Origin of the sequence: Pseudomonas vancouverensis (assembly GCF_004348895.1) — a bacterium.
Taxonomy (GTDB): Bacteria; Pseudomonadota; Gammaproteobacteria; order Pseudomonadales; family Pseudomonadaceae; genus Aquipseudomonas; species Aquipseudomonas vancouverensis.
The window spans coordinates 89618-108879 of sequence record NZ_RRZK01000020.1 but is presented as its reverse complement, the minus strand read 5'-3'; the positions used below and the strand labels follow the sequence as shown (position 1 = coordinate 108879).

At 61.5% G+C, this 19262-nt stretch carries 16 protein-coding genes; 9 read left to right on the top strand and 7 right to left on the bottom strand.

The genetic code is table 11. The features are described from left to right. The first annotated feature begins 75 nt into the window (after positions 1-75). The gene (locus tag EIY72_RS15880; RefSeq protein WP_093230490.1) at positions 76-882 is read left to right on the top strand and encodes a glycosyltransferase family 2 protein; all 807 of its coding nucleotides are present in this window, start codon (positions 76-78) and stop codon (positions 880-882) included. Between the two features lie 121 nt (positions 883-1003). On the opposite strand, the gene sorB is transcribed toward EIY72_RS15880, so the two are convergent. The 3 genes from sorB to mqo all read right to left on the bottom strand — a co-directional run bounded on the left by sorB (position 1004) and on the right by mqo (position 4923). Further along, the gene (sorB, locus tag EIY72_RS15875) at positions 1004-1639 is read right to left on the bottom strand and encodes a SorB family sulfite dehydrogenase c-type cytochrome subunit (RefSeq protein WP_093220058.1); all 636 of its coding nucleotides are present in this window, start codon (positions 1637-1639) and stop codon (positions 1004-1006) included. Positions 1640-1649: 10 nt separating this feature from the next. Then, positions 1650-2900, bottom strand: coding sequence for a SorA family sulfite dehydrogenase catalytic subunit (gene sorA, locus EIY72_RS15870; protein ID WP_093220054.1), 1251 nt, complete (start codon positions 2898-2900; stop codon positions 1650-1652). 379 nt (positions 2901-3279) lie between these two features. Continuing rightward, positions 3280-4923: a malate dehydrogenase (quinone) gene (gene mqo, locus EIY72_RS15865; RefSeq protein WP_093220050.1), complete on the bottom strand. Its 1644-nt coding sequence runs from the start codon at positions 4921-4923 to the stop codon at positions 3280-3282. A gap of 375 nt (positions 4924-5298) precedes the next feature. On the opposite strand from mqo, the gene ilvD reads away from it, so the two are divergent. After that, positions 5299-6981 (top strand): dihydroxy-acid dehydratase, encoded by a 1683-nt coding sequence (ilvD, locus tag EIY72_RS15860; protein WP_093220046.1) that lies wholly within the window; start codon positions 5299-5301, stop codon positions 6979-6981. A gap of 211 nt (positions 6982-7192) precedes the next feature. Here the strand turns inward: ilvD and EIY72_RS15855 are convergent, their stop codons facing one another. Beyond that, a complete protein-coding gene (locus tag EIY72_RS15855) occupies positions 7193-8008 on the bottom strand; it encodes an AraC family transcriptional regulator (protein ID WP_093230487.1) in 816 nt (271 codons plus the stop codon). Between the two features lie 133 nt (positions 8009-8141). On the opposite strand from EIY72_RS15855, the gene EIY72_RS15850 reads away from it, so the two are divergent. Then, on the top strand, positions 8142-8660 hold the full coding sequence (locus EIY72_RS15850) for a carboxymuconolactone decarboxylase family protein (RefSeq protein WP_093220041.1): 519 nt from the start codon (positions 8142-8144) through the stop codon (positions 8658-8660). Positions 8661-8686: 26 nt separating this feature from the next. Beyond that, the gene (grxC, locus tag EIY72_RS15845; protein WP_093220036.1) at positions 8687-8938 is read left to right on the top strand and encodes a glutaredoxin 3; all 252 of its coding nucleotides are present in this window, start codon (positions 8687-8689) and stop codon (positions 8936-8938) included. 5 nt (positions 8939-8943) lie between these two features. On the opposite strand, the gene EIY72_RS15840 is transcribed toward grxC, so the two are convergent. Together EIY72_RS15840 and EIY72_RS15835 are read right to left on the bottom strand one after the other, a co-directional pair. Continuing rightward, positions 8944-10032 carry a polyamine ABC transporter substrate-binding protein gene (locus EIY72_RS15840; protein ID WP_093220034.1) on the bottom strand — a complete coding sequence of 363 codons (1089 nt, stop codon included), beginning with the start codon at positions 10030-10032 and terminating at the stop codon, positions 8944-8946. A gap of 54 nt (positions 10033-10086) precedes the next feature. Continuing rightward, positions 10087-11388: an NAD(P)/FAD-dependent oxidoreductase gene (locus EIY72_RS15835; RefSeq protein ID WP_093220030.1), complete on the bottom strand. Its 1302-nt coding sequence runs from the start codon at positions 11386-11388 to the stop codon at positions 10087-10089. A gap of 150 nt (positions 11389-11538) precedes the next feature. Here EIY72_RS15835 and EIY72_RS15830 point away from each other — a divergent pair, with 150 nt between their 5' ends. The 5 genes from EIY72_RS15830 to EIY72_RS15810 all read left to right on the top strand — a co-directional run bounded on the left by EIY72_RS15830 (position 11539) and on the right by EIY72_RS15810 (position 17597). Continuing rightward, a complete protein-coding gene (locus tag EIY72_RS15830) occupies positions 11539-12426 on the top strand; it encodes a LysR substrate-binding domain-containing protein (RefSeq protein WP_093220026.1) in 888 nt (295 codons plus the stop codon). A 236-nt stretch (positions 12427-12662) separates the two neighbouring features. Beyond that, on the top strand, positions 12663-12920 hold the full coding sequence (locus EIY72_RS15825) for a DUF2790 domain-containing protein (protein ID WP_093220022.1): 258 nt from the start codon (positions 12663-12665) through the stop codon (positions 12918-12920). 84 nt (positions 12921-13004) lie between these two features. Beyond that, on the top strand, positions 13005-13676 hold the full coding sequence (locus tag EIY72_RS15820; protein WP_093220013.1) for a heavy metal response regulator transcription factor: 672 nt from the start codon (positions 13005-13007) through the stop codon (positions 13674-13676). An 8-nt stretch (positions 13677-13684) separates the two neighbouring features. Beyond that, complete coding sequence (locus tag EIY72_RS15815; protein WP_093220009.1) at positions 13685-15115, top strand: heavy metal sensor histidine kinase; 1431 nt, start codon at positions 13685-13687, stop codon at positions 15113-15115. A 94-nt stretch (positions 15116-15209) separates the two neighbouring features. Next, positions 15210-17597, top strand: coding sequence for a DUF3772 domain-containing protein (locus EIY72_RS15810; RefSeq protein ID WP_093220005.1), 2388 nt, complete (start codon positions 15210-15212; stop codon positions 17595-17597). Between the two features lie 137 nt (positions 17598-17734). Here the strand turns inward: EIY72_RS15810 and EIY72_RS15805 are convergent, their stop codons facing one another. Next, the gene (locus EIY72_RS15805; protein WP_093220002.1) at positions 17735-19225 is read right to left on the bottom strand and encodes an aldehyde dehydrogenase family protein; all 1491 of its coding nucleotides are present in this window, start codon (positions 19223-19225) and stop codon (positions 17735-17737) included. Positions 19226-19262 lie beyond the last annotated feature (37 nt).

Here is a 19262-nt window from a genome sequence, read left to right as displayed (position 1 = left end):
GAACCGGAAAATTAAGTTTCGACTAAGGTTGCCTCTTTATTGTTCGACGCTTTCGGGCAGTCGAGCATTTCGCAGATGGGCAACGTCGAGCAAGTCATCAAACCGCGTTTCAGCATTGTGCTGGTCAATTACAAAACCCACGACCTGACGAAGATCTGCCTCGACCTGCTGCACGACCACGTGACCAAGGCCGGCATTCCGGTGTGGGTGGTGGACAACGACTCGGCCGATGCCAGCGTCGAATACCTGCGCAGCCTCGACTGGATCAACCTGATCGAGCGCGAATCACCGGGCAAGGAATTGGGCCATATCGCCCACGGCAAAGCCCTGGACATGGCCCTGGCGCGGATCAACACCGACTACCTGTTCCTGATGCACACCGACACCTTCGTTTTCGACGCCCGGGTGTTCGCGATGATGATGGACTACTGCGAACGGGACGCGAAAGTGGTCGCCGTCGGCTGCACCGAGCAACTCAACCGTGGCCTGGTGCGAACCGCCTGGCGCTTCAGTTCACGCTTTGCAAAACACCACGTGCGGCGCATGAAACAGTCGCTCGGCCTGCGCTCGAAAGACCCCAAGCCGTACCGGGAAGTCCACCTCAAGAGCTTCTGCACCCTGTGGAACACCAAACGCATGAAGCAACAGGGCCTGCACTTCCAGCTCGACGACCGCGTACCCGGCTACACCCTGCAAGACCGCATGATCGATCTGGGCTACAAAGTGGTGTTCCTCTCCCCCGGCAAGATCTTCAAATACCTGGACCACATCCAGTCCGGCACCGTGTCTGCCGCTGGCGGGTATGGCGAGAATCACCGTCGTACCAAGATGTACGAGGATATTCTCAAGCGCTTTGACGGGATGAAGTCGTCGACGTCCTGATCGGATTCCCGGAGCCAAACATCCTGCTTGGGAGCCAGCCTGCTCCTGTCAAAACAAAAAGCCCACTGACCGAGCCCGGTTCAGGGGGCTTTTTGCATCGGACTACCGGGTGATGCCCAGCTCACTGATGCAGAATGAAGGACGCCAGACCTTGCAGCTCCTCCGGGCTCAACTGAGCGAACGGCGGCATTGGGATTTCCCCCCACTTGCCGCTACCGCCCTGTTGAATGCTGGCGATGACCTTGGCCTGCGCCTGCGGGTCACTGGCATATTTGGCCGCCACATCGTGATAGGCCGGACCGACGACCTTGTGATCCACTGCGTGGCACGCCAGACAGCCGTTGTTCTGCAGCAATGTCATTGGCTCAGCCTTGGCGACAGTTGCCGCCGGCACCGGATTTGAAGCGGCCTGCACATCGGCATCGCTCGCCTTGGCACTGCCATAGGTCGTCGCGAGGTAGGCACCGATGATGGTCACATCCTGATCGCTGATCGGCGCGCCGTACACGTGCTGCATCTTGCTCGCCTCCCCGGTCCACTGCGCCAGGCTCATGCCCGGCGGCTGATAGTTGATGTAGTCGGCGGAGTGGCAGGTGGAGCATTTCTGTTGGGCCAATGGATAGCCCGGCAGCGAACTGGGTTTGAACGCCGCCGTTTCCGCCGGCAAGGTGATCGACAGCGGCGCGGCGCCTGCCATGCCCACCAGGCAAAACTGTGCCGCGCAGGCCAGCTGCATCATGCGTTTAACAAGGTTCATGCAAGGCTCCTCAGGCGACCGTAACGTGCAGGGTTTCGACGACGTGGCGGCGATAACCACCGGGGTTCCAATCGGCTTGCAACGGTTGCGTCTCGCCCGCGGTGTTGCTGGCTCGCACCATCAAGGGCGTGGCGCCCTTGCTGGTAAAGCTGACCGGCAGCGACCATTCACGGAAAGAGAAGCGCCCAAGGTCATCCCCCAGCGTGGCTTCGCGCCAGCTCTTGCCGTTGTCGATGGACAGCTCCACCTTGTTGACCCCGGCCCCTCCATCGAAGGCAATGCCCTTGAGCAGCACTGATTTGTTCAACGGCAAGACCGCGCCGTGTTTAACGCTGGTGATGAAACTGCGCACTGGCAATTTGGAGATCGGCAGGGTTTTCGCCGGCGTCGTGCCGGGGGCGACGCAGAAACAGTCGTTATCCGGAACCCGATAACCTTTAGCCATGAAGAAGCCGTCGAACGTATGGTCGAGCACTTCGATCTCGCTCAGGTGCTTGACCCAATAAGTGCCGAAGTAACCGGGCACCACCAGGCGAATCGGGTAGCCATTGAGGAAAGGCAGGTCGGTACCGTTCATCGACCAGGCAATCATCGGCTCACCGTCCATGGCGTGGCTGATGTCCAGCGCCTTGATGAACTCCGGCGTGCTCGGCAGCACCGGCTTGTCCAGCCCACGGAACGTCACTTGCTGTGCCTGGGCCTTGACCCCGGCCTTTTCCAGGACTGCCTTGAGCGGCACCCCTATCCAGCGAGCATTACCCATGGAACCATTGCCCAATTGCGCGCCGAACACACGGGGCATCGAGAAGCCGCGGCTGTTACCTGAGCACTGATTGACCGCGACCACTTCTACCGGCGCTGCGAGTGCCTTGAGTTCGGCGAGGGACAATGACAACGGCGAATTGACCGCGCCCTTGATCGTCAGGCGGTAAGTGTCGGGGTCAATGCTGGTGGGGAAATTGGCCAGGTGGTAACGCACGAAAAAGGCGTCATTGGGCGTGATCGGCCCTTCGTTGAACACCGTAAACGGCGTCTCCAGGTGTGGCGGACGGGTGGTCACCAAGGTCAATGGACGCTTCTGCGGGTATTGCACCAGCGGCCGCGGGCCTGCGGCAAAGGTCACTTCTTCAGCGCCGTCATCGGCCTCACTGGCGGCGCGGGCAAGATTGGCCAAAGGCGATGCCGCCAATGCCAGGGTGAACGCATCACGCAGCACTCGGCGGCGGCTCGGCGTGCTGTTACCTACAAAACTGAACTTCATCTTGCGCTCTCTATTGATTGTTTTATCGAGATGCAACTGACAGGGCGCCATTAGGGGCGCAGACGCACAGGACTCCATGTACCGTTGCGGTTTTGCTTCACGGTTCGACTTCGCACAACGAGCCAGTATCGTCACCCGCCAGCGGGCGGCTTTTCATTGAGCGTCAATGACTTTGCATTTGATGACAGCAGGTTTCGCACGAATGCTGACCGACACCTGTAGGAGCCAGCATGCTGGCGATGGACTCAAAGGCCCCGCGTTCCTTCAGGCTTTACTCATCATCGTTAACCACCATCGCCAGCATGCTGGCTCCTACAGCCCAACAAAAAGCCCACTGACCGTCTCCGGTTCAGTGGGCTTCTTCGTGTCAGGCGTCGGGTTACAGCGCCATGTCACTCGCCGCATTCGCCTTTGGCGCTTTGGCGTCGGTATCGACGGTCACTGGCTTCACGGCCGGAGGCAGCACTGCCGGTGGAGGGGTCAGCTCCAGCACCTTGGCGGTGTAGGCCCATTCCTGTGCCACTTTCTCCGGGCTCACGTTCAGTTGGGTGCCGTAGCTCGGTACGATCTGGTGCAGTTTTTCCTGCCACTCAGGGCTCGCGACCTTGTCCTTGAAGACCTTCTGCAGCACGGTCAGCATGATCGGTGCAGCGGTCGAAGCGCCTGGGGAGGCGCCCAGCAGGCCGGCGATGGTGCCGTCCTGTGCGGCGACGATTTCGGTGCCCAGTTTCAACACGCCACCGGCGGCTTCATCACGCTTGATGATCTGCACGCGCTGGCCGGCTTGCCACAGGCGCCAGTCTTCGGCCTTGGCGTTCGGGAAGTATTCCTTCAGGGCGTTCATCCGATCTTCGTCAGACAGCATCAACTGGCCTGCCAGGTACTCCACCAGCGGGTATTCCTTGATGCCGACCTTGGTCATTGGCCACACGTTGTGCGTGGTAGTGGTGGTCAGCAGGTCCAGGTACGAACCTTCTTTCAGGAACTTGGTGCTGAAGGTGGCGAATGGGCCAAACAGGATCACGCGCTTGCCGTCCAGCACGCGGGTGTCCAGGTGCGGAACCGACATCGGCGGTGCGCCAACGGAGGCTTTGCCGTAGGCCTTGGCCAGGTGTTGCTCGGCGATGGTCGGGTTCTCGGTCACCAGGAACGAGCCGCCCACCGGGAAGCCGGCGTATTCCTTGGCTTCAGGGATACCGGACTTCTGCAGCAGGTGCAGGGCACCGCCGCCGGCGCCGATGAACACGAACTTGGCGTCGGTTTCAGACTTGCTGCCGTCTTTCAGGTTCTTGTAGCTGACGCGCCAGCTGCCGTCGGCGTTCTTGCTGATGTCCTGCACTTCGCTGGACAGCTTCAGGTCGAACTTCGGCGTGGTTTGCAGGTGCGCAACGAACTGACGGGTGATTTCACCGAAGTTCACGTCGGTGCCGATCGGGCTCCAGGTGGCGGCGACTTTCTGGCTAGGATCACGCCCTTCCATCATCAGCGGCACCCACTGCTTGATCACAGCCGGGTCTTCGGAGTACTGCATGCCGGCGAACAGCGGACTCGCCTGCAGGGCTTCGTAGCGCTTTTTCAGGAACTTGATGTTGTCATCGCCCCACACGAAGCTCATGTGCGGCGTGGAGTTGATGAACGAACGCGGGTTCTTCAGCACGCCTTGCTGAACCTGCCAGGCCCAGAATTGACGAGAGATCTGGAACGCTTCGTTGATTTCAACGGCCTTCGGGATCGACACGTTGCCCTTGTCGTCTTCCGGCGTGTAGTTCAGTTCAGCCAGGGCGGAGTGACCGGTACCGGCGTTGTTCCAGCCGTTGGAGCTTTCCAGGGCGACGCCATCGAGGCGCTCGACCATTTCCATCGACATGCCAGGTTCCAGCTCGTTGAGCCAGACACCCAGGGTGGCACTCATGATGCCGCCGCCAATCAGCAGGACATCGACTTTCTTCGCTTCGGCCTGGGCTGTCGAGATCCCCATCGACAAGGCCAGCCCGAGCAAGGCTGTGTTCACTTTCTTAAACATCTGTAGCACCTAATGATAAAACGCAATCCGCCCCTTGTTCCTCGCGCCCGCTGCCTCATGTTTCACGGCAGTCACGGGTGGCGGTACTCGAGAATCGCAGGGTGGGCACACAAGGCCGACGAACCGCATCGACCTCCGTTTAATGTCCCTTCTGAACTGACTTTTTATCTTTATTGGCTTCAGCTACTTGAGCGACAGTGATCCGGTTTGCACGCCTGCGGGGCCTGCAAACTGAATAGGTCAAACCAAGTTGGCGCGAAGAATATCACGTAGTGGCAAACCCGCGCGTCTGTTGCTGACTCACAAGTCCCGGGGCAGGCTCCCAGCGCCTCTATACTCATGCTGTTTAATCCCAAGAGTGTGTGAGGATGTGTCATGAGCGACAAAGACGATCTGCGCAAATACTCCTCCGAGGTCATCGACGGTGTCGAAGCCGCCCCCGCCCGCGCCATGCTGCGAGCCGTGGGGTTCACCGACGAAGACTTCAAGAAACCGCAAATCGGCATCGCCTCGACCTGGGCCATGGTCACCCCCTGCAACATGCACATCGACAAGCTGGCGCTTGAAGCGGAGAAAGGTGCGAATGCGGCGGGCGCCAAAGGGGTGATTTTCAACACCATCACCATTTCCGACGGCATCGCCAACGGCACCGAAGGCATGAAGTACTCGCTGGTCTCGCGGGAAGTGATTGCCGACTCCATCGAAATGGTGGTCGGTTGCGAAGGCTTTGATGGCCTGGTCACCATTGGCGGCTGCGACAAGAACATGCCCGGCTGTCTGATCGGCATGGCGCGGCTCAATCGTCCGTCGATCTTCGTCTACGGCGGCACCATTCGCCCGGGTGCCGGGCACACTGACATCATTTCCGTGTTCGAAGCCGTGGGCCAGCATGCCCGAGGCGATATCAACGAGATCCAGGTCAGGCAGATCGAAGAAGTGGCCATCCCCGGCCCCGGTTCCTGTGGTGGCATGTACACCGCCAACACCATGGCCTCGGCCATCGAGGCGCTGGGCATGAGTTTGCCCGGTTCCAGCTCCCAGGACGCGATTGGTGGCGACAAGGCGTCGGACAGTTATCGTGCCGGGCAACAGGTCATGGAGCTGCTGAAACTCGACCTCAAGCCGCGGGACATCATGACCCGCAAGGCCTTTGAAAACGCCATACGCGTGGTGATCGCCCTCGCCGGCTCGACCAACGCCGTGCTGCACCTGCTGGCCATGGCCAACGCGGTGGATGTCGAGCTGACCCTGGATGATTTCGTTGAGCTCGGCAAGATCTCTCCGGTGGTCGCCGACCTGCGCCCCAGTGGCAACTACATGATGAGTGAGCTGGTGGCCATCGGCGGCATACAACCATTGATGAAGCGCATGCTCGATGCCGGGATGTTGCACGGAGATGTGCTGACCGTCACAGGCAAGACCCTGGCGGAGAACCTGCAAAACGTGCCCGATTATCCGCCGGGCCAGGACGTCATCCTGCCGTTCGACCGCCCGGTCAAGCAGGACTCGCACCTGGTCATTCTGCGCGGCAACCTCTCGCCCACCGGCGCAGTGGCGAAGATTACCGGCAAGGAAGGCTTGCGTTTCGAAGGCACGGCACGGGTCTATCACGGAGAGGAAGGCGCGCTGGCCGGGATCCTCAACGGCGAAGTGCAGCCCGGTGAGGTGATCGTGATCCGCTACGAGGGGCCCAAGGGTGGCCCGGGCATGCGCGAGATGCTCTCGCCAACCTCGGCGGTCATGGGCAAGGGCTTGGGCAAGGACGTGGCATTGATCACCGACGGGCGTTTTTCCGGCGGCTCCCATGGTTTTGTGGTCGGGCATATCACACCCGAGGCTTTTGAGGGCGGGCCCATTGCGCTGATCGAGAACGGCGACCGGATCATCATCGATGCACAAACCCGGCAAATCAGCGTGGACGTGACGGATGCTGTGCTCGCCGAGCGCAAGTCGCGCTGGGTGCGGCCGCAGCCCAAGTACAGGCGCGGGGTGTTGGCCAAGTATGCGAAGACCGTGTCCAGTGCGTCTGAGGGGGCGGTGACGGACAAGTATCTTTAGGCTGCGAGGGATGGGTTGTCTGAACCATGGCCATCGTCGGAACGCCGCCCGGAGCAAGCTCGCTCCCACAGGTTTCACAGGCGCTCACAAATTTTGTGGACAACCCCAATCCCTGTGGGAGCGAGCTTGCTCGCGATGACGGAGTGTCGGCAACAGGGATTATGAAAATCGCCGCCCCGAACAAACCCGCTCCCATAGGGATCTGTGCTGATCAGCCACCCTTCCACTCCCGCGGACTCAATCCGGTCTTGCGCCGAAACGCCCGGGCCAGCGCCGAGGGACTTTCGTAGCCAACCTCCTCTGCAATCAGCGCAATCGGCCGCCCCTCGCGCAGGCGCTTCTGCGCCAGGCTGATGCGCCAGCTCACCAGGTAATCCACCGGTGTCTGCCCGACCACCCGGCGAAAGTGTTCGGCGAAGCTGGCTCGCGACATGTTCGCCGCCACTGAAAGCTCGGCCACGCTCCAGGCCTTGGCCGGGGTTTCGTGCATCAGGCTCATAGGCCGCGACAGTCGCGCATCGGCCAGCCCGGCCATCATCCCCGGTTGCTGACCACGGGTACTGAGGATGTGCCGCAGCAGCAGAATCACCAGCAACTCGAACAAGCGGTCCATCACCGCCTCACGCCCGCACGAACCCTCGAACGCTTCGTTGAACAACCACTCCAGCGTCCCGGCCAGAGCCGGAATCTCATCGAGCTTGAGCACCAGATACTCCGGCAACGCCGCTGCCAGGGCATTGCCCGCGCCACCATCGAAATCCAGGGTCGCGCAGACCAACTGCGTGTCAGAGGTGTCAGTCGCGAACATCCGATGGTGATACGGCCGGGGGAAAAAGATCAGGGTCGGCTCGGTCAGGCGCATGTCCGGCCCATCGTTCAGCCGAAGCATCAGCTCACCCCGCTGAAGCAGGTGCAGATGCCCGCTGGCCTGACGACCGTCGTAATCGGCGGTGCCGCAAAAGGTGCCGCTGTGGAAGGTGCCGGCATTGACGCCGAAGTGATTGAGCAAGGTGGACAGGCGATCCATGACGATCTCTCGGTAGCAGATCTGGACGATCTGTCGCATATCATCGACGCTATGCACCCAATACGCCAGTGCCTTTGCCTAACATGAGCTCCGTATCCAGCGCATACCGCGCTGCACACCACGGAGTTACACCATGACCCGCATTGCCCCGATCAGCCTGGAACACGCCACCGACGCCACCCGCCCGCTGCTGGAAGGCGTGCAGAAGAAAATCGGCTTTCTGCCCAACCTGTTCAAGGTATTGGCCCGCTCCCCGGTAGCGCTGACCACCTATCTGCAAGCCTCGGCAACGCTGGCCAAAACCACCCTGAATGCCACGGAAAAAGAAGCGGTGTACCTCGCCACTTCGCAAGTCAACGGCTGCGACTACTGCCTGGCGGCCCACACTTTTTTCGCCGGCAAGGTCGGCCTCTCGGCCCAGGACATCCTCAGCGCACGCCACGGCGAACTGAATGCGATTGCCGCCCTCGCCCGGCAGATCACTGAAAGCCGTGGTCATTTGAGCGCCGAGCAGATCGCCGCCGCCCGTGCCGCCGGCATCGATGACGGCAAGATCATCGAAGTCGTCGCCCTTGTCGCCACGCAGACGCTGACCAACTACCTCAACAACCTCGCGTTGACCGAGATCGACTTCCCGGCCATCGACGCCTGAATCACCTGAACAACGGAGTACCCGACATGAGCACCGTCACCCTGTACACCACCGACACCTGCCCTTACTGCCGCAACGCCAAGGCCCTGCTGGCGAGCAAAGGTGCGTTGACCCATGAGATCAACATCGACCGCGAGCCCGGCAAACTGCAGGAAATGCTTGAACGCAGTGGCCGCCGCAGCGTGCCGCAGATCTTCATCGGCGACACCCACATCGGCGGCTTTGATGACCTGGCGAAGCTGGATCGCCAGGGTGGATTGATGTCGATGCTGGCCTGAACCGGTCAGGTATTGGTCTTCAACCGGGTCCACAACCGCGTGCTCAACCGCGCGATGGCGGCGGGCAGGTCTTCGACGGTGAACAGCTTGTCCATCACGCTTTTCGGCGGATAAATCGCCAGGTCCTGCTTCACCGCCGGATCGACCAAGGCATCCGCCGCACTGTTGGGGTTGGCGTAGTGAATGCTGTTGCTGATGTTGGCGATCACCTTCGGTTCCAGCAGGTAGTTCATGTAGGCGTAGCCGTTCTTCTCGTGGGGCGCGTTTTTCGGCATGACCACCATGTCGAGCCACAGAGTGGAACCCTCATCCGGGATCGAGTAGGCAATATCGATCCCGTTTTTCGCTTCCTTCGCGCTGGCTGCCGCCTGCACGATGTCGCCGTTGAAGCCGATCACCGCACAGACATTGCCGTTGGCCAGGTCGCTGATGTACTTGGACGCATGGAAGTACTGGATGTAAGGGCGGATCTTCATCAGCGCCTGTTCGGCCTTGGCGTAGTCGGCCGGTTCATGGCTGTGGGGTGGCAGACCCAGGTAGTTGAGGGTGATCGGCATGATCTGGGTCGGGTTGTCGATGATCGCCACCCCGCACTCGCTGAGCTTCTTGATGTTGTTCTCGTCGAAGAACAGCTTCCACGAATGGGTGACGTCGGTGGTGCCGAAAATCGCCTTGATCTTCTCGACGTTGTAACCGATACCCGCCGTGCCCCACATGTAAGGGAAGCCGTACTGGTTGCCCGGGTCGTTGACCTCAAGCTTTTTCAGCAGCGCCGGGTCGAGGTTCTTCCAGTTCGGCAGCTGGCTTCTGTCGAGCTTCTGGATCGCGCCGGCCTTGATCAGGCGCGAGAGGAAATGGTTCGACGGGCTGACCACGTCATAACCGGTGTTGCCGGTCATCAGTTTCGACTCCAGCACTTCGTTGCTATCGTGGATGTCGTAGGTCGCCTTGATCCCGGTGGCCTTGGTGAAGCTGGGCAGGGTGTCGTCGGCGATGTAGCCGTTCCAGTTGGAGATGTTCACCGTTTCATCGGCGTAAGCGACGCCGGAACAGGCCGAGAACAGGGCCACAAGGGAAAGCATGGGGACGCGCATGTTGAATCACCTTCGATGGGAAGTGCTGTTGTTCTTGTCGTGAGGTTCGGTTTTTCAGACTTCGGTTCGGGCCCGGACGCTTTCCACGCGCATACGCAGCATGGCACCGATGTCGAGCAGCGGCTTGGGCGGCAGCCAGCCGGGTTGGGCGCGCTCGATGACCGAGTGCAGCAAGGGTGACTTCCGCCCCGAAGCCAGCTCCGCGAGCAAGCGCCCCCACAACGTGCCCCGGGCGACGCCCGAGCCGTTGCAGCCGGCCACGGCGTACACGCCCTCCTCGACCTTGGCGAAATAAGGCTGGCCGGAGCGCGAGGCACTCAAGTGGCCGGTCCAGCTGTATTCGATGTCCTGCTCGCCGAGCATCGGAAAGCGCCGTTGCAGGCCCAGCACATGGTGGCGACGGCGATCCGCAAGCTCGCTCAATGACAAATCCCGGGCGCGATATTCGGCGGTGTTGCGGATCATCACCCGGCGATCCGGGGTCAGGCGTACCGTGGCGCCCAGCGGGCGCGTGGACAGCACGCCCCAGGGTGCCGGCGCGCCGAGGCTGTGGTATTCGGCGTCGCTGAGGGGCCGGGTGAGGCTGGCGCTCAGTTCCATGGCAAAGGTGCCGCTGTCGTCGATGCCGGCGCGGGGGATGAAGGCGTTCAGACAGACCAGGACATGCCTGGCCTCGATGCAACCGTTCTGGCTGCGGGCACTTATTCGGCCGTCACTCAGGCGTTGCAGCCCGCTAATGTCGGTGTTTTCGTAGACCGTGACTTTCTCTGGCAAGGCATCGAGCAATCCCTTCACGTATTTGGCCGGTTGCAGCAAGGCATTGCCGTTACCGCACCAGAGGCCGGCTTGATAGTGCCGGGTGCCGAGCTTCTCGGCCAACGCCGCGCCCTGCAAAAACACCGCGCTGGCGCCCACCGCGCGCAAGGTCTGCAATTTGGCCTCGACCTGGCTGAGCTTGCGCGGGTCGCTGACGGCGAAGAAATAGCCCGACTCCCTGAAGTCGCACTCGATGCCGAGCCGGGCTATCTGCTTGCGCACTTCGTCGGCTGCCGCGCGACCGATGGCCGTGTCCGTTTCATAGCCAGCAAAGCCGCCGCTGCCAAGCAGCTCACTGGTGGCGGGATGTTCGTGGGCCACCACAAACCCTGAGTTACGCGCCGAAGCGCCCTGGGCCGCACGCTGCCGGTCGACCACTGTTATGCGGGCTTGCGGATGCAGGTCGGCCAACGCATGGGCCGCACTGAGGCCGGTGATACCGCCACCGATCACCAGCCAGTCGGCCTGCTTTGTGCCCTTGAGCGGATCGCGCACGGGGGAACACCCCGCTTGCGCGATCCAGCCACAGATATTTTCCATGCCTCACCTCATCTTGTTGTTCTGCGACCGGCCACCGCGCATGCGCTATTTTCATGACAGCTTTGCGTGGCAGGTAGCGATGGTTAGAATCTAATGAGCAAATCCATCACCATCCAACGTTATTAATTCATCGAGGCATTCCGAAAACGCATGGACAAGATTCGTCATGTGCCGTCGCTACAAGGGCTGCAAGCCTTGGTGGAAGTGGCTGAATCAGGCAGCTTCACTCAGGCTGCTCTCAAGCTGTGCCTGACCCAAAGCGCGGTGAGCCGGCAGATACAGCAACTGGAAAGCCATTTCGGCGTGGCCCTGTTCGTGCGCAGCAGCCGCAGCATTCAATTGACCCCGGAGGGCGAACAGGTGCTGGCCAGTGCCCGCGCCATCCTCGATCAACTGCGCAGCCTTGAAGACCGGCTGGCCCCGCAACAGCGCCCGTTCCGCATCCGCATGCACGTGTCGCTGGCAGTACGCTGGTTGCTGCCAAGGCTGAGCGAGTTCTATCGCCATCACCCGGACGTGTCGCTGTCGATCGAGACGGTTGCGACCGAAGTGGTGGAGCCGGCCAGCGACAGCGATGCCTACATCCTCTATCTGCCGCAGCCGTCCGCTGCGCCGGATTGCCTGACCCTGTTCGAGGAAGCCCTGGTGCCGGTATGCGCCCCGGGTTTGGGCAGCGCAGAACGACCACTGGCATCGCTGGATGACCTGTCGGGATTTGCCCTGCTGCATCGCTCCAGTGACCAGAACGACTGGAGGCACTGGTTGAATGCCCACGGTGGCAAGTCGCTGGCGGACTACCGGCACATTCCCTTCAACCTCGACGAACTGGCCCTCGACGCCGCCGCCCGTGGCCTGGGCGTGGCCATGACCGACCTGACGCTGGCCGGTGAGTCGATCGAGCGCGGTGTGCTGGTCGTGCCGTTTGGCGAACCGTTGAAGACCCGCGGCATCTACTCGCTGTGCCTGCAACCCTCCGCCGCCGCGCACCCGGCCTGCGCGGCAGTGATGCAGTGGTTCACAGGGCAGGCCTCGCACTAACCCCATCAACCCTGTGGGAGCGAGCTTGCTCGCGATGACGGAGTAACAGCCAGCTAATGGGCCAACTGACACACCGCTATCGCGAGGAAGCTCGCTCCCACAGGGGCATCGGCTGTCCTGCGTGCTTTCATTACAGCTTTGTAATCGAGTTGTTGGTCGGCTGTCCGGATCCACCCGTTAGCCTGAGCTCACTGTCAGGCAATCGACCGGCAGCCACCTGAAGAGAGAGACTCGACATGAAACTGTTCATGCTTGGATTTGCCGCCCTGCTCGCCACCGGTTCAGCCTTTGCCGCCAACGATGCCAACACCTCGGTCATCCACGACAAGGACGGCTTCTACGTTCCCGTGGACGTCGCCAAAGTCGTGTCCATGACCGATCTCACCGGGCAATGCGGTGTGGTGCCGGCACAGTTCAAATACATCGATCACCAGGGTCGCCAGCACGAACTGGACTACCAGGTCGAAGGCACCAGTTGCCTGGGCGAGAACTGAGCCGGTGCCGGTATTCGTCGTGGATCGGGCTACACTAGCGCCATTGATTTGTCCCCGTAGCCCGACCGATCCAGGCACCACTCCATGAACATTCTCGTCGTCGAAGATGAACCCAAGGCCGGCAACTACCTACTCAACGGCTTGCAGGAACTGGGCTACACCGTGAACCTCGCCCGCGACGGCATCGATGGCTTGCACCTGGCCCTGGAACACGACTTCGACGTGATCGTACTCGACGTCATGATGCCGAAAATGGATGGCTGGGAAGTCCTGCGCCGCTTGCGCAAGGAGGCCGACACGCCGGTGCTGTTCCTCACGGCCCGGGATGACATCGCCGACCGCGTCAAAGGCCTGGAACTGGGCGCCGACGATTACCTGATCAAGCCCTTTTCCTTTGCCGAACTGGTCGCCCGCTTGCGCACCCTCACCCGCCGTGGCCCCACCCGGGAAGAGGAACACCTGCACGTCGACGACCTGCAGATCGACGTGCTCAAGCGCCGCGTCAGCCGCGCCGGTAACCGCATCACTCTGACCAATAAAGAATTCGCCCTGCTGCACCTGTTCGCCACGCATCAGGGCGAGGTGCTGTCGCGCTCGATGATCGCCTCGCGGGTCTGGGACATGAATTTCGACAGCGACACCAACGTCGTCGATGTCGCGGTGCGGCGCCTGCGCATGAAGATCGACGACCCGTTCCCACTCAAACTGATTCACAGCGTGCGCGGTATCGGTTACCGCTTCGATACCCAACCTTGACTGCCCACATGAATGCGATGACGCCGCTGAAATCCGCTTCCCGCCTCAGCCACTCGCTGACCCTGCGCCTGGCGCTGGTGTTTGCCCTGCTGGCGTTTGTCTCGCTGGCCTTGCTCGGCGTGGCGCTGTACCGCGACCTGGAGCGCGAACTGATCCGCCGTGACGACATCGGCCTGATCAGCCGCATCGACCAGTTGCGCACCTTTCTCAACGACAGCAACACCCTCGACCTGATCCGCGCCAAGCCAGCGCTGTTCCAGAACATGATGGGCAACCACGAGGCACTGCTGACCATCGGCACCCCCGGCAAACCGCCGATTCTGGTGGTCAACCCGGGCAACCTGCCGACGCCGGAGTTGACCCCGGTGGCCATGGATCACCGCCTGACCCTGGCCGACGTGCAGCATTTGCCGAGCATCAACGGCGTGCCGTTTTCCGCGTTGGCGGCCACCATCGACTCCGGCGACCTGGGCAGCCTGCAAGTGGTCACCGGGCGCCTGATGACCGAGCGCACCGCGGTACTCGCCGATTACCGCCTCAACGTGTATCTATTCGCCAGTGTCGCGGCGATTCTGCTCTCCCTGTCCGGATATGTGCTGGTGCATCGTGGCCTGCTGCCGGTGCGGCGTCTGGCGCGGCACACGCAGAACATCGATGTCGGCAACCTCAATGAACGCCTCGACAGCCAGGGCGCACCGCTTGAATTACTGCCGATGATCGACGGTTTCAACGCCATGCTCGATCGCCTCGACAAGGGTTTTGTACAACTGGGTCAGGTGTCGACCGACATGGCCCACGAACTGCGCACGCCGATCAACAACCTGCTCGGCGAAACCCAGGTGGCGCTGCAGCAGAACCGCAGCATCGACGCCTACCAACAACTGCTGGCGTCCAACGTCGAAGAACTCGAACGCCTGGCGCGCATGCTCGACAACATGCTCTTCCTGGCCCGTACCGATCCGCGCAGCGCCCTGCGCCAGCGCCAGGAACTGGATGCCGCCGATGAAATGCAACGCATGGCCGATTACTTCGAAGGCCCGGCCACCGATGTCGGTATCTGCATCAACGCCCAGGGCAGCGGCCTGATCTGGGCCGAGCCAATGTTGCTGCGTCGGGCCCTGGCCAATCTGTGCGCAAACGCCATCAAATACGGCGCGCCACAGTCCGAGCTGGTGATTCGCGCCAAGCCGACGGCCGATGGCATCCGCGTACAGGTGCGCAATCACGGCCCGACCATTGCCGCCGAGCATTTGCCGAAACTGTTCGAGCGCTTCTACCGGGTCGACGAATCCCGCGAACGCTCCAGTCAGTCCAATGGCCTGGGCTTGTCGATCGTCGCGACCATCATGCAACTGCACAACGGTGCCTATAAGGTCAGGAGTGCCGACGGCATCACCAGCTTCGAGCTGTTCTTCCCGGCACGGCAGCAGCATGAGTGATGCATCGCCCCACACAGATCCGACCAAACAACGCTCGGCGGCGCCCATCATGGCCTAACCTCATAGCCTGAGTGACTAAAGGGTCGGGATGCCAATGGGCAAAGCATTGAAGTCAGTGGTCTTCGTCGTACTCCTGTGCCTGATGGCCCAAGGCGGATGGGCTTGGGCAGCCATCATGTCTGACGACATCTCCCCGCAACCCGCCACCACCAACATCGGCGTGACTGCGAACGATTTACTGACGCTGCAAGACCAGCTCAACAACCTCAAGCAACAGGTGTCCCTGGCCAGCAACTACACGCAGCTGGAGGGCGCGCAAGATCTGGCTCAGACGCTGATCCAGGACGTCGACCGCCTGACCGCCTCGATACTACCGGCCCAGGCGCAACTGCAAGCACAGCTCAACGTGCTGGGGCCGGTTCCACTGGACGAAAACCCGCTGGTGAGCTCGGCCATTTCGACACAACGGGCAGCACTCAGCGAGCAGAAGGACAAGGTCGACGGTTACCTGAAAACCCTGGCGGTGTTGAAGCAAAGTGCTGCCGATCTGATCACCCAGATTGCCGGGATTCGTCGCAGCCTGCTGGAAGCCGAGGTCACCCAGCAGACCCGCAGCATCCTCAATCCCGAATTTTGGTCGCCGTTGTTCGACCTGCCATCAGACGATTATCAGCGTTTTGCCGCCCTGCTCCAGCAGCTCGAAGTGACCCACCAACTCGCCTGGCAACCGGGTCAGCGCTTGTTCACGGTCATCTTGCTGTTACTCGCCCTGGCGGTCTGGACAGTCGGGCGACGCTGGGCTGGACGCGGGCTGGCCTGGTTGTGCATTCATCGCATGCCCGAAGGTCGCTTGCGCCGAAGCGCCCTGGCACTGGCGTCGGTCCTGGCGACGGTGCTGTCGGCCAGTATCGCGATACAGCTGCTGCATTACGTCGGCACCCGGCAGATACCCTATACGCCGCTGGTGGCGGACCTGGCGCAGTATCTGGAGAAACTGGCCTACACCTGCGTCTTGATCACCGGCCTGAGTCGGGCGCTGCTGTCGATCAAACACCCTTCGTGGCGCCTGCCGGATATCTCCGACCCGGTGGCGCTGGCCATGGCGCCCTACCCCATCTGGCTGGCCGGCGTGTTGCTGGTGCTGGTGACGCTGGTGCAGATGAGCAATGTCACCGGCATGAGCGCCGGCGTGGTGATGTTTGGACGGGGCATCGTGGCACTGGCAGTCACCCTGATACTGGGCTCGTTGCTGTTGCGGGTGACCAAGGTCCGCCGGGCCATGGCGATCGCCGGTGATCTACCGCAAAGCGCCGGCACCCTGACCGGGTTGATCTACGCCTTTGTCGCCGGGGCGTTGGTGGTGTCCATGCTCGCCCTGCTCACGGGGTACGTGACCATGGCCCGATTCATCACCTATGAACTGGTGTGGATCTTCATCATTTTCTCCGGTTTCTATCTGCTCACGCAGTTGCACGTCGACACCTGCGACTACGTGTTTTCGCCAAAGAGCCCGCCCGGCAAGGGCTTCAAGCAGATGCTGGGGATCAGTAACCCGCGTCTGGAACAGATCTGCACCGTGCTGTCCGGTGGTGGTCGCGCCGCACTGATCCTGATCGCGGTGATTGCCCTGTTTGTCGGTGGCGTGGGCACGACCCTGAGCCAACTGGTCACCAACACCCTGAACATCCTCGGCGGTGAGGGCCTGCGCAAATTCAACATCGTCCCCGACAACCTGATGCATGCCTTGCTCGCGCTGGTGATCGGCATCTACCTGATCCGCACCTTTCGCCGCTGGCTGGACAACGAGTTCCTGCCGAAAACCGAAATGGACCCGGGCATGTGTGCCTCCCTCAGCACACTGTTCGCCAACCTCGGTTACGCCGCGGTGGTGCTGCTGACGCTGTCTTCGCTGGGGATCAAGTGGACCAACCTGGCGTGGATCGTCAGCGCCCTGTCGGTGGGTATCGGCTTTGGCTTGCAGGAGATCGTGAAGAACTTCATTTCCGGCCTGATCCTGCTGACCGAACGCCCGGTCAAGGTTGGCGACCTGATCAGCATCAGCGGAGTCGAGGGCGATATCCGCCGCATCAACGTACGAGCCACGGAAATACAACTGTCCGACCGCTCGATCATGATCGTGCCGAACTCGCACCTGATCTCACAGAACCTGCGCAACGTCACCCTTGGCGGCAGTGCCCAGGGCGTGGTCACACTCGAATTGTTGTTGCCGCTGGACATCGATCCGGAGCAGGTGCAGAACCTGCTGCTGGAGGCCTACACGGTGCATGAAGGCATACTGGAGAAACCGGCACCCTACGTGCGCTTCAGTCAGTTGAAACCGGAAGGCATCACGCTGACCATCACCGGCTACGTCGCCAGCCCGCGCACGGTCGGGGCGATCAAGAGCGAGCTGTTGTTCGAGATTCTCAAGCGGCTGGGTGCCGCCGGGATTGAACTGGCGAAATCGCCCACCACTCCATGACACAAAACAATGTGGGAGCGAGCTTGCTCCGGGCGGCGTTCCGACGATGGTCGCCAACGATAACGAGGGATGTCTGAAAGCCCGCGTTGTATTGGAGTCCATCGCGAGCAAGCTCGCTCCCACAGGTCAATCATTGATCAATGGGCGATGCACACCGACTTGAGCTCGGTGTAAGCCTCGATCACCGCACGGCCGAACTCGCGGCCCATGCCCGATTGTTTGACGCCACCGAACGGCATCGCCGGGTCGAGCAGTACGTGAGCGTTGACCCACACGGTGCCGGCTTCGATGCGCGGTACCAGGTTCATCGCCTTGCTCAAATCGTTGGTCCACAGGCTGGCAGCCAGGCCGTAGCGGTTGTCGTTGGCCAGTTCGATCACGGCGTCTTCGTCGTCGAACGGCATCACGCCCAGTACCGGGCCGAACACTTCTTCGCGGGCCACGGCCATGCTGTGGTCGATGTCCGCCAGAATGGTCGGTTGCACGAAGAAGCCATCACCTTGCAGCAACTCGCCTCCGGTCACCACGCGGGCACCTTCCTGGCGGGCCAGTTCGATGTGCTTGAGCACGCTTTGCTGCTGCTTGCGCGACACCAGTGGGTTGATCGCCGCCTCGCAGTTCATGCCATCGCCAATCGGCATCGACGACACGGCAGCGGCCAGCGCCTCGACAAACTTGTCGTGGATCGAGCGGTGCACGTAGAAGCGCGAAGCCGCAGCGCAGACCTGGCCGTTGTTGAGCAGACCACCAAGGATCGCGCCCTGTACGGCTTTTTCGATGTCGGCATCGGCGAGCACGATCATCGGGTTCTTGCCACCCAGTTCCAGGGAGAAGCGCGTCATGTTGGTCATGCACGCCACGCCGACGCTCTTGCCGACTGCGGTGGAGCCAGTGAACGACACCTTGCTCACCAACGGGTGCGAAGTCAGCACGCCACCCACCGAGGCACCGCCACCTGTAACGACGTTGAACACGCCCGCCGGAATACCGGCTTCCAGCGCCAGCTCAGCCAGGCGCATGGCGGTCAGCGGGGTTTCCATTGCCGGTTTGATGATCACGGTGCAACCGGTGGCCAGCGCCGGCATCAGTTTCCAGGCGGCGATCAGCAGCGGGAAGTTCCACGGCACGATACCGACGACCACACCCACCGGCTCGCGCTTGGTGAACGCGGTGAACTTGGCGCCCGGCGGCAGCGGGATCGACACGTCGAAAGTCTGGCCTTCGATCTTGGTCGCCCAGCCGGACATGTAGCGCATGAATTCCACGGTGGCATTGAGGTCCAGCGCGCGGGCCATGTTGATCGACTTGCCCTGGCTCAGGGTTTCCAGCTGTGCCAGCTCTTCAGCGTGCTCTTCCACCAGGCGGGTGAAGTTCAGCAGGATGCGTTCACGGTCGGCCGGACGCAGTTTCGACCACACGCCGGACTTGAAGGCCTTGTGCGAGGACTGCACGGCTTGCTCGACGATTTCCAGGGGTGCGTCCATGGTTTCGCACAGGGTCTGGCCGGTCGCCGGGTTGACCACGGCAATGCTCTCGCCTTCGGCGAACACCCACTGACCGTCGATGAAGCAGCCGTGACGGCGTTCGATAAAGGCAGACACCTGGGGCAGGATTTCAACGTTGCTCATAAATCACCTTTTATTCAGACGAATTGTTCAGGCACGC

Excerpts from the sequence above, each read along its gene's own strand:
- EIY72_RS15880 (WP_093230490.1), top strand. The coding sequence starts at position 76 with ATGGGCAACGTCGAGCAAGTCATCAAACCGCGTTTCAGCATTGTGCTG.
- sorB (WP_093220058.1), bottom strand. The coding sequence starts at position 1,639 with ATGAACCTTGTTAAACGCATGATGCAGCTGGCCTGCGCGGCACAGTTT.
- sorA (WP_093220054.1), bottom strand. The coding sequence starts at position 2,900 with ATGAAGTTCAGTTTTGTAGGTAACAGCACGCCGAGCCGCCGCCGAGTG.
- mqo (WP_093220050.1), bottom strand. The coding sequence starts at position 4,923 with ATGTTTAAGAAAGTGAACACAGCCTTGCTCGGGCTGGCCTTGTCGATG.
- ilvD (WP_093220046.1), top strand. The coding sequence starts at position 5,299 with ATGAGCGACAAAGACGATCTGCGCAAATACTCCTCCGAGGTCATCGAC.
- EIY72_RS15855 (WP_093230487.1), bottom strand. The coding sequence starts at position 8,008 with ATGGATCGCCTGTCCACCTTGCTCAATCACTTCGGCGTCAATGCCGGC.
- EIY72_RS15850 (WP_093220041.1), top strand. The coding sequence starts at position 8,142 with ATGACCCGCATTGCCCCGATCAGCCTGGAACACGCCACCGACGCCACC.
- grxC (WP_093220036.1), top strand. The coding sequence starts at position 8,687 with ATGAGCACCGTCACCCTGTACACCACCGACACCTGCCCTTACTGCCGC.
- EIY72_RS15840 (WP_093220034.1), bottom strand. The coding sequence starts at position 10,032 with ATGCGCGTCCCCATGCTTTCCCTTGTGGCCCTGTTCTCGGCCTGTTCC.
- EIY72_RS15835 (WP_093220030.1), bottom strand. The coding sequence starts at position 11,388 with ATGGAAAATATCTGTGGCTGGATCGCGCAAGCGGGGTGTTCCCCCGTG.
- EIY72_RS15830 (WP_093220026.1), top strand. The coding sequence starts at position 11,539 with ATGGACAAGATTCGTCATGTGCCGTCGCTACAAGGGCTGCAAGCCTTG.
- EIY72_RS15825 (WP_093220022.1), top strand. The coding sequence starts at position 12,663 with ATGAAACTGTTCATGCTTGGATTTGCCGCCCTGCTCGCCACCGGTTCA.
- EIY72_RS15820 (WP_093220013.1), top strand. The coding sequence starts at position 13,005 with ATGAACATTCTCGTCGTCGAAGATGAACCCAAGGCCGGCAACTACCTA.
- EIY72_RS15815 (WP_093220009.1), top strand. The coding sequence starts at position 13,685 with ATGAATGCGATGACGCCGCTGAAATCCGCTTCCCGCCTCAGCCACTCG.
- EIY72_RS15810 (WP_093220005.1), top strand. The coding sequence starts at position 15,210 with ATGGGCAAAGCATTGAAGTCAGTGGTCTTCGTCGTACTCCTGTGCCTG.
- EIY72_RS15805 (WP_093220002.1), bottom strand. The coding sequence starts at position 19,225 with ATGAGCAACGTTGAAATCCTGCCCCAGGTGTCTGCCTTTATCGAACGC.